Source organism: Microbacterium sp., from assembly GCF_011620715.1.
Classification (GTDB): domain Bacteria; phylum Actinomycetota; class Actinomycetes; order Actinomycetales; family Microbacteriaceae; genus Microbacterium.
Genome location: NZ_WOYP01000080.1, coordinates 1 through 13,748, shown reverse-complemented (window position 1 = coordinate 13,748; position 13,748 = coordinate 1). Strand labels below are relative to the sequence as shown.

Genomic DNA, 13,748 nt, shown 5'->3' with positions numbered 1-13,748 from the left:
CTAGTCTCGGCACCTGGAGGGGGACCGGATGGCAAGAGCGAAGCTGTCGAGCAGGGCGCGCTGGTTCTGGGGGATCGGGGCCGCGATCGCGGTGTCCGCTGCGGTCGTCACAGGACTGGTGTTCCAGCCCTGGCTGCTGTTCGTCGACGTCCGAGTCGACGACGACATTCCCGCGCCCGTCGCGACGACCGCCCCCACGGCTGCGCCGCCGCAGACGCCGACTATCGAGCCGACCGAGCAGATCTCGCCCGCACCGCCTGCGGCGCCCGTCGATTTGCTCACCGGGGTGTTCGTCAGCCATGAGCACACCACCACCGGCTCGGTGCGGGTTATCGAGAATGCGGACGGCAACCGCCAGCTCGCCATCGTCGGCCTGGAGACCACGAACGGACCGGATGTGCGCGTCTGGCTGAGCGCCGGACCCGTCATCGAGGGATTCGACGGCTGGTTCACGGCGGCCGGGTATGACCACATCGATCTCGGCCCGATAAAGGGCAATCTCGGCGACCAGCTGTACGACATCCCGGCAGGCGTCGATCTCGGTGTGTTTCGCACCGTGGACCTGTGGTGCAAGCAGTTCGCCGTCTCGTTCGGCGCCGCGGCGCTGGCGTAACGCGGGCGGCCGCTGTGCGCCGCCCTTCCGCCGCCCGGTAGAATCTGGCGTGCACCCCCCCACGACATTCGAGGACGACAGGCCATGACCCGCATCTCCGATTCCGGACTCTCCGTCGCCGTGGTCGGCGCCACCGGCCAGGTCGGCACCGTCATGCGCGAGATCCTCGCCGACCGCGCCTTTCCGATCCGCGAGCTGCGCCTGTTCGCGACCGCGCGCTCGGCCGGCACGGCCGTCGAATTCGCGGGTGAGACCGTGATCGTCGAGGATGTCGAGACGGCTGACCCGGCCGGTATCGATATCGCGCTGTTCTCCGCAGGCGCCACCGGCAGCCGCGCGCACGCGCCGCGCTTCGCCGCCGCTGGTGCCACCGTGATCGACAACTCGAGCGCCTGGCGCATGGACCCCGACGTCCCCCTCGTGGTCAGCGAGGTCAATCCGCACGCGATCCGCGAGGCGCACAAGGGAATCATCGCCAACCCGAACTGCACGACGATGGCCGCGATGCCCGTGCTCAAGGTGCTGGATGCCGAAGCAGGGCTCGAACGTCTCATCGTGAGCACTTACCAGGCTGTCAGCGGCTCCGGCATCGCCGGCGCCGAGGAGCTGCTCGGCCAGGTCGAGGGTGTGCTCGCGCAGGGCGACACACTGCGCCTCGTTCATGACGGATCCGCGATCGACTTCCCGCAGCCTGAGAAGTACATAGCCCCGATCGCCTTCGACGTGATCCCTTTCGCCGGCAATCTCGTCGACGACGGGGACAACGAGACCGACGAGGAGAAGAAGCTTCGCAACGAGAGCCGCAAAATCCTCGAGCTTCCCGATCTGCGCGTTGCCGGCACGTGTGTGCGGGTTCCGGTCTTCACCGGGCACTCGCTCAGCATCAACGTCGAGTTCGTCCGCGACATCACGCCTCAGCGTGCCCGCGAAGTGCTCTCCAGCGCCCCGGGTGTGCTGCTCGAAGAGGTTCCCACGCCGCTGCAGGCCGCCGGCAAGGACCCGAGCTTCGTCGGCCGCATCCGCGCCGACCAGTCCGCGCCCGACGGCAAGGGTCTCGTGCTGTTCATCAGCAACGACAACCTGCGCAAGGGTGCGGCACTGAACGCGGTGCAGATCGCGGAGCTGGTCGCGGCAGGCCTGGGCGTCAGCGCCTGAGCGGGACCGCGCTGCGCGCCGACTTGCCGTCGGCGTAAGAACCACGGAGTTTGACAGGCCGGGCAGTCATCAGGCGGGGGGTGCGGCTCCGGGCGAGAACTAGACTTGTGCGGTGACAGAAACCGTCGATGTCGTGCTGATCGGTGGCGGCATCATGAGTGCCACCCTCGGCACCCTCCTCTCCGAACTGCAGCCCGACTGGAAGATCGTCGTCTATGAGCGACTCCACGATGTCGGGCTGGAGAGTTCGAACGCCTGGAACAACGCCGGCACCGGCCATGCGGCGCTGTGCGAGCTGAACTACACGCCCGAGGCGCCAGACGGGACCGTCGACCCCGCCAAGGCCATCGCCATCAATGAGCAGTTCCAGCAGAGCCGTCAGTTCTGGTCGTCGCTCGTCGACGAGGGCGCCCTGGACGCGCCGTCGAGCTTCATCAACTCCACGCCGCACATGACGTTCGTGCGCGGCGAGAAGGACGTGGCGTTTCTCAAGGCGCGCTACGAAGCGCTCAAGGACCAGCCCCTGTTCTCCGGCATCCAGTTCAGTGAGGACTCCCGCGTCATCAACCAGTGGGCGCCGCTGCTCATGCAGAAGCGCCGTGCGGGCGAGCCGTTCGCGGCGACGCGCGTTCCGGCCGGAACCGACGTCGACTTCGGCGCACTCACGCACCAGCTGTTCGACAACCTGCGCGAGCGCGGGGTCGAGGTCGTCACGAACCGCGAGGTGCGGGGGCTCAAGCGCCAGGCCGACGGCACCTGGCTGCTGAAGTGGCGTAACTCGATCGGCCGCACTCCGGGCCGCACGAAGGCCCGCTTCGTCTTCGTCGGCGCGGGCGGCTGGGCGATCAAGCTCCTGCAGCGCTCCGGCATCCCCGAGATCAAGGGATACGGGGTGTTCCCGATCGGCGGGCAGTGGCTCAAGACGAGCAACCCGGCTCTGGTGGCCAAGCACAAGGCCAAGGTCTATTCGCAGGCGTCGGTCGGCGCACCGCCGATGTCGGTCCCGCACCTGGACACACGAGTCGTGGACGGCGAGGCATCGCTGCTGTTCGGCCCGTTCGCGACGTTCAGCCCGAAGTTCCTCAAGCACGGTTCGATGTTCGACCTGTTCGCGCAGGTGCGCCCGAGCAACGTGTTCGTGATGCTGAAGGTCGCGATCGACAACCCGTCGCTGCTCGCCTATCTCGTGGGCGAGCTGCTGAAGAACCGCAAGAAGAAGGTCGACAGCCTCCGCACCTTCGTTCCGACGGCACGGGACGAGGACTGGGAGCTGCTCGACGCCGGTCAGCGCGCCCAGGTCATGAAGAAGGACCCCCAGAAGGGCGGCGTCCTGCAGTTCGGCACGGAGGTGGTGACCGGCGCCGACGGCTCCATCGCCGGTCTGCTCGGCGCATCGCCCGGTGCATCGACTGCCGTGTCGATCATGCTCGGCCTGCTCGAGACGTGCTTCCCGGACCGTATCGCCGAATGGGAGCCGCGTCTGCGCGAGCTCATCCCGAGCTACGGCGAACAGCTGAACCCGCGGCCCGAGTACGCCGAGGCGGTCCTCGCCGAAACGGCCGGCACCCTGGCTCTGACGGCCTGACCGAGCCCCGCCACCGCGCCGCGCCCTGCTCTATGTAGGGGCATGCGGGGAGCCTGGGGACGGCGGTCGCGGCGCGCGATCGCGCTGATCGTCGTCGCCGTGGTCGCGGCGCTGGCGGCGGCCGCGCCGGCCTCGGCGGCCGTCGCGACGGGCGTGCACTTCGCCCCCCGCGCGGCGGGAGTTGCGGCATCCGTCCAGGACTTCACCTACGAAACGTTCGAAGCCGACTACTTTCTGGTCCGCGACGGGGGCGGCAAGAGTCACCTGTTCACGACCGAGAAGATCGTCGCGCGCTTCCCCGGCTTCGACCAGAACAAGGGCATCGTGCGCTGGATCCCCAAAGCCGATTCGGGAATCGCCCACGACACCCAGATCGTGAACGTGACCGGCGCAGGGGGCGCGCCGATTCCGTGGTGGACCGAGGAGGACGACGACTGGATCTACGTGCTCACCGGTGACGACTCCTATGTGCGTGGCACCCAGACCTACCTGATCTCCTACACGATGAGCGATGTCGTGCTCCGGTTCGAGGACACCGACGCCGACGAGTTCTACTGGGACACCGTCGGCACCGACCATCCGCAGCCGTTCGGCGCGGTGACCGCGCACGTTCATGTCGCGGGGGATGCCGCATCCGGACTGCTGCCGGACCGGGTGTTCTGCTACTCCGGCCCGGACGGATCGACCGACACGTGCGAGATCCAGCCCTCGACGGCCACCGCATGGCCGGCCGAGGTGGCGGTCTGGGCGGCGGGACTCGGAGCCGGCGAGGTCGCCGACCGGTCGGTGTCGTTCACCGCCGGCGATGTCGACCTGGGGCCGGATGAGAACGTCACCGTCGCGATCGGCTTCACTCAGGGCACATTCTCCGCCCCCACCCCACCCCCGGCCCCGCCCTACCCGTGGTGGCAGTGGATCCTTCCGTTCGGCGACGAGCCGAATCTGCCGGGCGCCGACATCGTCAACGTCTACGAGCGTCTGCTGCCTTACGCCGTGCTGTTCGGGATGGAGCGCGAATGGGTCGACGTGATCCGCAGTTCCGCGCCGATCGCCGCCGCCACGACGCACGTCTCGCTGTTCGACGCGGTCTCGTCGCAGTCGCTCTCGGACGCCTCCTCGTCGATCGGGCGCCTCGCCGCGACGCCTGTAACCCGCGGGGGCTGGTCGAGCAGCCCGTCGTCGAGTTCGAGCTGGTCATCATCCGGCGGGTCCTCCGGCGGAGGATTCTCCGGCGGCGGCGGCGGAGGCGGAGGTTTCGGCGGCCGGTGACCGGACGACTACGCTCGGCACGTGGCCAAACTGTACTTCCGCTACGGTGCGATGAATTCCGGCAAGTCGTCGTCCCTTCTGCAGGCCGCCTACAACTACGAGGAGCGCGGTCAGCACGTGCTGCTGGCCAAGCCCGCGATCGACACCAAAGAGTCCGACAAGATCTCCAGCCGGCTGGGGATGTCGCGCGCCGTCGACTTCCTCATTGCACCGGATGCCGACCTGCGGGCGCTGTTCGCCGAGCACCGTGCGCGAGTGCAGGAGTCCGGCGCCGACGCGCTCTTCGACGAGCAGACGTCCTTCGGCCGGCCCGTTGATGTCGCCTGCCTGCTGATCGACGAAGCGCAGTTCCTCGCGCCGGCCCAGGTCGACGATCTGCTGAGGATCGTGGCGCTGGACGGGGTCCCGGTGCTGGCGTACGGCATCCGCACCGACTTCCGCACCGAGGCGTTCCCCGGTTCCCGCCGGCTGCTGGAGCTGGCTCACAGCCTCGAGGAGCTCAAGACGATCTGCCGGTGCGGGCGCAAGGCGATCTTCAACGCGCGACTGGTCGGCGGCCGCTTCGTCTTCGACGGCGACCAGGTCGCGATCGACGAGCTGACGACCGATCGCGTCACATACGAATCGATGTGCGCGGAGTGTTACCTGCGGGAGTCCGGCGGGCGCCTCGACGGGCGCTGAGCCAGCCGGCCGGGGTCGGTAGGCTCGGAGCATGCGAGTACTTCTTGCTGGCGGCGCCGGCTACATCGGCGCTCACACGGCGGTGTCTCTGCTGGATGCCGGCCACGAGGTCGTGCTCCTGGACGACCTCTCCGGCACCAGTGCGATCGCTGCCGAACGGGTCGAGACCATCACCGGCAAGAGTGCCCCGCTCGTGGTCGGGGACGCCGCCGACGACGCGGTCCTCGAACGCGTGTTCGCCGACTACGGTCCGATCGACGCCATCATCCACCTGGCTGCCTTCAAGGCAGTCGGAGAGTCGACGCAGAAGCCGCTGGAGTACTACTCGAACAACGTCGACACGACTTTCGCCCTCCTCCGCGTCGGTCTGAAGCACCGCATCCGCTCTTTCGTGTTCTCCAGCACCGGGACCGTTTACTCCAATCCCGCTGACCTCCCTTTCACGGAAGAGTCGACCACCAGCATCGACCTGTCCAACGCATACTCGAAGTCCAAGCGGATCAACGAGGTCGTGCTCGCCGACGTGGCACGGGTCAACCCCGGACTGAACGTCACCGTACTGCGGTATTTCAACCCGGTGGGCGCCCACCCGAGCGGCCTCATCGGCGAGGACCCGGCCGGCATCCCGAACAATCTCATGCCGTTCGTCGCCCGCGTCGCGGTGGGCAAGCTCGAGCAGATCGGCGTCTTCGGCGACGACTATGACACCCCTGACGGCACAGGGCTTCGCGACTACATCCACGTCGTCGACCTCGCCGAGGGACACGTGACGGCGCTCGAGCAGGCCAGGCCCGGCTTCGTCGTCTACAACCTGGGCACCGGTCAGCCCGTCAGCGTTCTGGAACTCATCAAGTCGTTCGAGAAGGCGGTGGGGCGCGAACTGCCTCAGCAGATCCTCGCCCGCCGCCCGGGCGATGTCGCCGCGACATACTGCGACCCGTCCAAGGCCGACCGCGTCCTCGGGTGGAAGGCGCAGCTGACGATCGAGGACTCGTGCCGCGACTACTGGAACTGGCAGTCGAACAACCCCGACGGATACGCGACGGCCTGAGGCGGCCGGTCAGCGTCGAGAGGGCAGCGTGGGCAGCAGAGCGTTGAGGTACTCGGCGGTGTCCTGCCAGCCCGTGACGGCATGGCACGGCACGCCGATCGCGAGCACCGGGTAGTCGTTGCCGTCCGGGTCGAGGCGGTCGCCGACGAACAGCATGTCCTCCAGCGCGATGCCGGTCTGTTCGGCGAGCTGGCGCATGCCGTAGGCCTTGTCGATTCCGCTGTGCGTGATGTCGACCGAGGTCGACCCGCCCGAGCGCACCTCGAGATCGGGGATCTGCGCAGCCACCGCTTCGCGCAGAGAGCTCTTCTTCGCGCCGGTCGGATCCCATGCGGTCTTCGCCTCGAGTGGCGCACGCTGGCCGAGCGCGGAGAACGTGATCTGCGAACCGCGGTCTTCGAGGATGTCACCCCACGTCTCGGCTTCCCAGAGTCCCAAACGGCGCGCTTCGCCTTCCACTGCGGCGATCGCGCGGCTCTTCTCGTCATCGGTGAGCACATGCGCGTACACGGTGACGATCCCGCCGCCTTGGATGCGGTAGTACTGGGTGCCGCACGTGGGCAGCAGGTGTACGTGCGAGAGAACCTCGTCCGACGACTCGGGAAGCCGGTCGACCACCTGCGCCCGGAACTGCTGGAGCTGGCCGCCGGAGATGATCGCGACCTCCACCCGTTCTGCGAGGCCGATGAGGAGGTCCCCGATGCGGGGGTCGATCGCGCTCTTGGACGGTGCCAGTGTGTCGTCGAGGTCGAAGGCGACCAGGCGTGGAGTCGTCACTCAGTGCTCCTGTCGTGGGGACGCGAAAGGCCCCGCCGCACCTCGTGTCGAAGCGGGCGGAGCCTCTCTGCTGTCGGGGTGACAGGATTTGAACCTGCGGCCTCGTCGTCCCGAACGACGCGCGCTACCAAGCTGCGCCACACCCCGTGGCAACCACACGAGTCTACCCCGAAGCGAACGATGCTCCGAATCCGCGGTCGCCTCACCGGGCCGGGCGCGTACGCGCCGACCGGCGCCGTCGTGAGAGGCCGACGAGGGTCACCCCGGCGGTGAGCATCGCGATCGCCGACCCGGCGATGGCTCTCGGTCGAGGTGCAGACCCTCCCGTGGCGGCCAGCGCGGATGGCGCCGGGGAATCCTCCGCAGCGGGAACGACCACGAGCGTCGTCTCGTGCGGGACGCCGCATTCGCCGAGGTGCACGAGGGTCCCCGCGGCGTCGACCGCGCGTTCCTGCCAGTAGTAGGTTCCGGGCTCGGTCGCCGCCGGCGCCGTAACCACGTGGTCTCCCGGCACGAGCATCTCGTGCGGCTCGCTGGTCCACACGTGCGACTGTTCGGTGCACGCTTCACTCGGCTCCACGCCGTCCTCGGCGCGGTGCACCGAGGACGTGACCGTGAGGCCCCCGGGCGGGAGGGGGCCCGCCACGACGATCTTGTCGCTCATCGTGGCGCCGACCTCAGCCGTCGCCTCTGCGAGGGACGACACCTCGGCGAACAGGCTCACCTGCGAAGGCTCGCCGAAGGGCTCGGTCCAGACGTACGCCGGCGGCAGGGCCGCCGCGACGTCTGCCGGCTGGGAGGCCGCGCGGATGCTCCACACCGCGGTGTAGAAGCCTGGTCGGGTGAGCTCCCACACCGACGTGACCCGATAGGGGGCGGTGGGGCCGGTCCTGGGATCGGTGGCGACGCCCAGCGACCCGACCAATGCCGCAGCCTCGGGCACGCCCCCATCGCTCAGCACGGGCTTCGCGTCGGTGCGGTAGACCTCGGCGGTCGCCGTCACGGACACGTAGGTGCCGTCGGCCGCACGCGGCCAGTCCTGGATCGCTCCTCCGAAGACGACATCGTCGACGAAGCCACCGCCGCTCACGTAGGCCGACGGGACCTGCGTGGCGATGGTGGGCGCGAAGACGGGCACCCGGGGTACGGCATCCGCCCCCGCCACGTCGAAGCCGACATCGCCCGCCGGGCCGGCGGTGTCCTGACCGTCCGGAGTGGTGAAGTGGCGTACGGCGGCCACGGCGGTGAGCCGGAAGTGCCCGGTACCGCTGACCGAGTAGGGACGTCCGGCCTCGGGCGGTGTCGTGATGATCGGGTACTCGACGCCCGGCGCGGCGTCTGCGAGCGTCGGTGTTCCCGTGGCGGCGAAGGTCGCGCCCGTGAGCGTGAGCGTGCCCGCCGCGGCGGTCGTCGAGGCCTCGACTCGAACGCTTCCGCGCGCCGGGCCTTCGGCATCCGTCGTGAACACGAGTGTGCCGGACGCACCGGCGGCACCTGGCGGCACCGCCCGGGCCTCGTCGTAGTAGGCGACGGCCAATCTCTGGACCTCCGCGCTGTGCGCGGGCGCGAGGGCCGAGAACGTCCAGTGGATCGCGCCGGCCAGCGAATCGCCCCGATACCCGAAGTGATGCAGGGTCTCGTTCCAGTTCGCGATCGCTTTCACCGCCCACCCCACCGCCGCGGCCTGCGCTGGGTCGGAGGTCTGTCCGTACTTCGTGACGAGCAGATTGATCCCGGTGAGCTGTTGCGCAGACAGACCTGCGGCCGTGCCGCTCACTCCCTGGTCGACGCTCCGACCGGTCGGCGCGGGCGCGCCGGGCAGGATGCAGTAGGTGTGCACCCCGTCCACCAGCATGGACCCATGCCATCCGTATGGCGAGATGGGAGCCCACGTGCCGAAGCCGGTGCCCTCCGTCGCCGCGTGCACAGGTGGCGCGGCGACCACCGCACTCCAGCACGTGACGATCAGCGCCGTGAGCAGGGCGGCCAGCAGCCGGGCATTTCGCCGGGATCCGGAGCGGGCGGGCAAGTTCGTGGTCATGGGCTCTCCGATCGGATTCGCTTCGATCGTGCCCGCCGCGTGCCGCCGCTCCGAGCCGCCGTCCGTGACTTGTGGAGACGGGCCGGACGTGACGCTCTGTGCAGGAGCCCTGCGCTAGAGGCGGGGGAGGAGGGTGATGAGCGAGACCTCGGGCCGGCAGGCGAACCGGACCGGTGCGTAGATCGAGTGCCCGATGCCGGCACTCACGTTCAGCGGCGCGGTGCGGCCTGCATGCGTCCACTCGCTCAGCCCACGGGCCTGATCCAGCGGGATGTCGCAATTCGCGACGAGGGCGCCGAAGCCGGGGATGCGCACCTGACCGCCGTGCGTGTGGCCGCCGAGGATCAGGTCGGCGCCGAGATCGATGAACGTGTCGAGCACGCGGCGGTAGGGCGCGTGCGTGACCCCCAGGGTCGCCGTCGCGGGAGCCACATCGGCCTGGAGCTGCTCGACGAGGTCTGCAAGAATGTCGAGCTCGTCCCATCCTCGGTGCGCGTCGCTGACTCCGAACGCGTCGATCCGCATACCGGGCAGTTCGAGCGAGCCGACCGCGTTGTTGAGGTTCAGCCAGCCGAGATCGTCTGTGAGATAGCCGTCGAGAGCCTGGGTGTTCAGCGGTTCGCCGGCGACCTTCACTTTGGACGGACCGGTGAGGTACAGGAGCGGGTTGCGCGGCGTCGGGGCGGCGTGGTCGTTCGAACCGTGGACGAAGACACCCGGGATGCCGCGCAGCGGATCCAGGGCGGCACGCAGAGCCCGCAGGCCGTCCTCATGCCCCAGATTGTCGCCGGTGTTCACGACGAGGTCCGGTTGCCAGTTCTCCGCGAGCGCGGCCATCCAGCGCTGCTTGCGGTGCTGCCACGGCGCCATGTGGGCGTCAGAGAGGTGCAGGAGGCGCACTGGCGCGGAACCGTCCGGCAGGATGCGGACCTCGTGCTCACGGACCGTGAACAGGTAGCGCTCGATGCCGATGCCCCAGATCGCGGCGCTCGCGCCGACCGCCCCCACGGCTCCGAGAGCCGTGAGGGCGGTCTTGGCGTACGGGTTCTGCACTACGTGCACTTCATGCGGCTGTAGTTCACCGTGATGGCCGAATTGCGGTTCACGACGGTTCCGGCCCCGGGGCTGGTCCCCGTCGCCTTCCCCTGGACTCCCGCGGCCTCGTCTTCGGTGCAGGTGCCCGGCTGGACGTTTCCGAAGCCGGCGCCGCGCAAGTCGCTGATCGCCTTGTCGAGCTGCTTGCCGTTGACGTCGGGCACCGCGATGCCCTGCCCGTTGCTGGGGTTGATCGTCACGACGGTTCCGCCGCCCACCCGACCGGCGGCGGGGTTCTGCGCCGCTACGATGCCTGCGGCCTCGGCGGAATCGACTGGATCTCCGACGTTCACGCTGAAGCCGGCCGCATCGAGAGTCGCGGTGGCCTGGTCTACGCTCATGCCGATCACGCTGGGCAGATCGCGCAGGACCACGCGGGTCAGGTTCGAGTCCGGCTCGGGGAACGCGTCACCGCCGTACGCGGCGTTCGCCGCCTCCTGCGTCTGCCGGGCGAGGATGTACCGCAGGCCGCCGAAAGGATCGAAGACGTCGTTCAAACCGTCGTAGTTGCCGACCCAGGCCGCGGTCGTCACTTTCGTGCTCGACTCGATCATCCAGGTGTGGTAGGTCTCGTGCGTGCCGGTCTTGCCGATCAGAGGAGTCCCATCGTAGGGGTTGGCCTGCGAGCCGGTCCCGCCGCGCTGCATGACGCCCTCGAGGGCGTAGGCAGCCGTCGCGGCGACCGTCGGGTCGATCACCTGAGTGCACGCGCGTGCGGGCGGCGTCATTTCGACCCCGTCCGAGTCGACGACCCGGTCGATCGCCTTGGGCTGGCAGTAGATGCCGTTGTTCGCGACCGTGGCGTAGGCGCCTGCCATGGCGATCGGAGAGACGTTGCTCGAGCCGATGATGGAGAACTGGGTGTCCACGTCGACCGGTTGGCCGCTTCTCGCGTTGGTCACGCCCATCTTGGTGGCGACTTTCTCGATGTCGCACAGGTCGAGCTGCTCGGCCATCGCGAAGAAGCCGGAGTTCAGCGACTGCGCGGTGAACTGCATCGGAGTGCCGGTGTAGCCCCCGCCGCCGCCGAAGTTACCGACCCGCGTGCCCTCCGTGTTGACCCAATCTCCCTCGCACGAGTTCGTCAAGCGCTTGATGACGCGAACCTGACCGTTCAGGATCTCATTGACAGAGTGGCCCTTCTCGAGCCAGTCGATGAGGGTGAACAGCTTGAACGTCGATCCGGGGTTGAATCCACCCGAAGATCCGTAGGTGGAGTCACCGGCGAACACGAGAGCGCTCTTGTTCGGATCCGCCGCCGCCGCCGCGTCTTCGCTGAACTGCGTGTTCTGCGCGATGGCGAGGATGCGACCGCTCGTGGACTCGATGCTCACGATCGTCGACCCGAGTTTCATGAAGTCCACGGATGACGGCACGTTCTCGACCATCGCGGCCTCGGCGGCCAGCTGAACCCGGAGGTCGAGCGTCGTGTAGATGCTGAGGCCGCCGCGCTTGAGGGCCCTCTCCCGCTCTTCGGGCAGCGCCCCGAACGCCGGATCGTTCTCGATGATGTCGCGCACGTACTGGCAGAAGTACGCAGAACCACCTGCGGTCGTGCAGCCTGTCGTTGCGGGAGTGATCACGGGCGCGATGGGCTCGATGGCCGCAGCGACGTACTGATCGCGCGTGATCTTGCCGTCGTCGAACATGCGGCTGAGGACGTACAGCTGACGGCCCTTGGTGGACGTGTACCCATCGGCCGCAGCAAGGTACTGCTCCTGCGTGATTGTGCCGTCCGAGAGCAGCGTGTCCAGCGCGGCGAGCTGCCCGGGCCGCACGTCGTCGATCAGTCCGTCGGGAGCCTTGTTGTAGGCGACTCCGTCGCCGTCGAAGATCGATCCGCTTGGCTGGTCGATGCGGTACGTGTTCGGGTTCTGCACGACGCCGGCCAGCGTCGCCGCCTGCGAGACGGACAGATCTTTGGCGGACACGCCGAAGTAGTACTTTGCCGCGGCCTCGATGCCGTATGTGCGGCCGCCGAAGTTGGAGATGTTGAGGTAGCCCAGAAGAATGTCGTTCTTGGAATACTTCTGTTCCAGGGCGATCGCGTATCGCATCTCCTGCAGTTTGCGCTCGATGCCGTCATTCCCGCTCGCGGTCGTCGCCTCGGTCCAGCAATTGGCCAGCACCTCGGCTTCGGTCAACTCGTCCGTGGCGACCGCATCTCGCTCGCAGCGCTGGATGAGCACGTTCTTGACGTACTGCTGGCTGATGGAGGATCCACCCTGCGTCTCTCCGCTGCCCTGAACGTTCTGCAGGAGCGCGCGCGACGTTCCGATGAGGTCGACGCCGCCGTGCTGATAGAAGCGAGGGTCCTCGCTGGAGAGGATGGCGTCGTAGACGACCGGATTGACTTCGTCGAAGTTGACCGGTGCGCGATTCTGGTCGTAGAACGTGGCCAGTTCGATATCCGTGCCGGTGTTGGCATCCTTCGCGTAGATCGTCGTCGGAAGCATGAGCTTGTCGATGTCGAGCACGCTGGGCAGGTTGTCGAACATCGTGATCGCACTCGTCGCGGCGGCACCTGTGAGGGCGATCGCAGGGGTGACGGTCGCGGTGATCAAGACACCCGCAGCAGCACTGAGTCCGATCAAGCCGAGGAGGCCTCCGAACACACCGCTAGCCGTCCGTTTCTTATCAGGCATAGGCTTGATCGTAAGGGAGCTACCTGGGCGAACCCTTTACGGGCGCGCCTTCTGACAGCGTTGCGCCCGCACCCGCACCCGACATTTCGGAGACTCCATGACCACGTGGGAGTACCTCACCACTCCACTGCTCATCCACAACACAGCGGCAATTCTGAACAACTGGGGCAAGCAGGGCTGGGAGCTCGTGCAGGTCGTGCCCGGCCCTGAGGGCGGCCTCGTCGCGTACCTCAAGCGTCCCTCCGGGGGAGGCTCCGCCAATGCGGGGCTGGATGCCGCAGCTCAGGCCGCGCAGCAGTTCGAGGAGCCGCAGACATGAGCGTCTCCGCCCGGCTGGCCGAACTCGGCATCGACCTGCCGGCGGTCGTCCCGCCGGTTGCCGCGTACGTGCCGGCGAAGGCGCACGGCGACCTGGTGTTCACGGCAGGACAGCTGCCGATGGTGTCAGGCGCACTCCCCGCGACCGGAAAGGTCGGCGACGGTCATGGGCTCGTCCCCGCCGCCGACGCGCACGCCTACGCGCGCCAGTGCGCGCTGAACGCCGTCGCGGCAGCCGCCGCGGCGGTCGGCGGTGTGGACCGGCTCACCGGCGTCGTCAAGCTCGTCGGATTCGTGGCATCCGTTCCCGAATTCAGCGGCCAGCCCGGCGTCGTCAACGGCGCGAGCGAGGTGCTCGGCGAGATCTTCGGCGAGCCTGGGCGTCACGCACGCTCGGCCGTCGGCGTTTCCGTCCTCCCACTCGACAGCCCGGTCGAGGTCGAGGTCATCTTCAGCTTCACGTCTAGCGCACCTGCGCGCTGATCACGCTCATGACGGCTGTGTCGGCGAGGGTCGTG

Annotated in this window: 12 protein-coding genes and 1 tRNA gene; 8 read left to right on the top strand and 5 right to left on the bottom strand. The window is 68.2% G+C overall.

The genetic code is table 11. The annotated features are described in order from the left end of the window. The first annotated feature begins 28 nt into the window (after positions 1-28). The 6 genes from QZV84_RS07910 to galE all read left to right on the top strand — a co-directional run bounded on the left by QZV84_RS07910 (position 29) and on the right by galE (position 6,354). The gene (locus QZV84_RS07910; protein ID WP_292827911.1) at positions 29-613 is read left to right on the top strand and encodes a DM13 domain-containing protein; all 585 of its coding nucleotides are present in this window, start codon (positions 29-31) and stop codon (positions 611-613) included. Between the two features lie 84 nt (positions 614-697). Next, a complete protein-coding gene (locus QZV84_RS07905; protein WP_292827908.1) occupies positions 698-1,768 on the top strand; it encodes an aspartate-semialdehyde dehydrogenase in 1,071 nt (356 codons plus the stop codon). A 112-nt stretch (positions 1,769-1,880) separates the two neighbouring features. Beyond that, on the top strand, positions 1,881-3,353 hold the full coding sequence (locus tag QZV84_RS07900; protein WP_292827905.1) for a malate:quinone oxidoreductase: 1,473 nt from the start codon (positions 1,881-1,883) through the stop codon (positions 3,351-3,353). Between the two features lie 42 nt (positions 3,354-3,395). After that, on the top strand, positions 3,396-4,622 hold the full coding sequence (locus tag QZV84_RS07895) for a DUF2207 domain-containing protein (protein ID WP_292827902.1): 1,227 nt from the start codon (positions 3,396-3,398) through the stop codon (positions 4,620-4,622). Between the two features lie 21 nt (positions 4,623-4,643). Continuing rightward, positions 4,644-5,303 (top strand): thymidine kinase, encoded by a 660-nt coding sequence (locus tag QZV84_RS07890; RefSeq protein ID WP_292827899.1) that lies wholly within the window; start codon positions 4,644-4,646, stop codon positions 5,301-5,303. A gap of 31 nt (positions 5,304-5,334) precedes the next feature. Continuing rightward, complete coding sequence (galE, locus tag QZV84_RS07885; protein WP_292827896.1) at positions 5,335-6,354, top strand: UDP-glucose 4-epimerase GalE; 1,020 nt, start codon at positions 5,335-5,337, stop codon at positions 6,352-6,354. A gap of 9 nt (positions 6,355-6,363) precedes the next feature. On the opposite strand, the gene QZV84_RS07880 is transcribed toward galE, so the two are convergent. The 5 genes from QZV84_RS07880 to QZV84_RS07860 all read right to left on the bottom strand — a co-directional run bounded on the left by QZV84_RS07880 (position 6,364) and on the right by QZV84_RS07860 (position 12,912). Continuing rightward, entirely contained in the window at positions 6,364-7,131 is a 768-nt protein-coding gene (locus tag QZV84_RS07880) for an HAD-IIB family hydrolase (RefSeq protein WP_292827893.1), read from the bottom strand. A 73-nt stretch (positions 7,132-7,204) separates the two neighbouring features. Beyond that, positions 7,205-7,278 (bottom strand) — tRNA-Pro (locus QZV84_RS07875). A gap of 55 nt (positions 7,279-7,333) precedes the next feature. After that, complete coding sequence (locus QZV84_RS07870) at positions 7,334-9,172, bottom strand: hypothetical protein (RefSeq protein WP_292827890.1); 1,839 nt, start codon at positions 9,170-9,172, stop codon at positions 7,334-7,336. A gap of 114 nt (positions 9,173-9,286) precedes the next feature. Beyond that, on the bottom strand, positions 9,287-10,225 hold the full coding sequence (locus QZV84_RS07865; RefSeq protein WP_292827914.1) for a metallophosphoesterase: 939 nt from the start codon (positions 10,223-10,225) through the stop codon (positions 9,287-9,289). Continuing rightward, complete coding sequence (locus tag QZV84_RS07860; RefSeq protein ID WP_292827887.1) at positions 10,225-12,912, bottom strand: transglycosylase domain-containing protein; 2,688 nt, start codon at positions 12,910-12,912, stop codon at positions 10,225-10,227. The genes QZV84_RS07865 and QZV84_RS07860 overlap by 1 nt, the downstream gene beginning before the upstream one ends. A 97-nt stretch (positions 12,913-13,009) precedes the next feature. Between QZV84_RS07860 and QZV84_RS07855 the strand changes: the two genes are divergently transcribed. Further along, complete coding sequence (locus QZV84_RS07855; RefSeq protein WP_292827884.1) at positions 13,010-13,231, top strand: hypothetical protein; 222 nt, start codon at positions 13,010-13,012, stop codon at positions 13,229-13,231. Next, positions 13,228-13,713 carry a RidA family protein gene (locus tag QZV84_RS07850; RefSeq protein WP_292827881.1) on the top strand — a complete coding sequence of 162 codons (486 nt, stop codon included), beginning with the start codon at positions 13,228-13,230 and terminating at the stop codon, positions 13,711-13,713. Before QZV84_RS07855 ends, QZV84_RS07850 begins: the two co-directional genes overlap by 4 nt. Positions 13,714-13,748 lie beyond the last annotated feature (35 nt).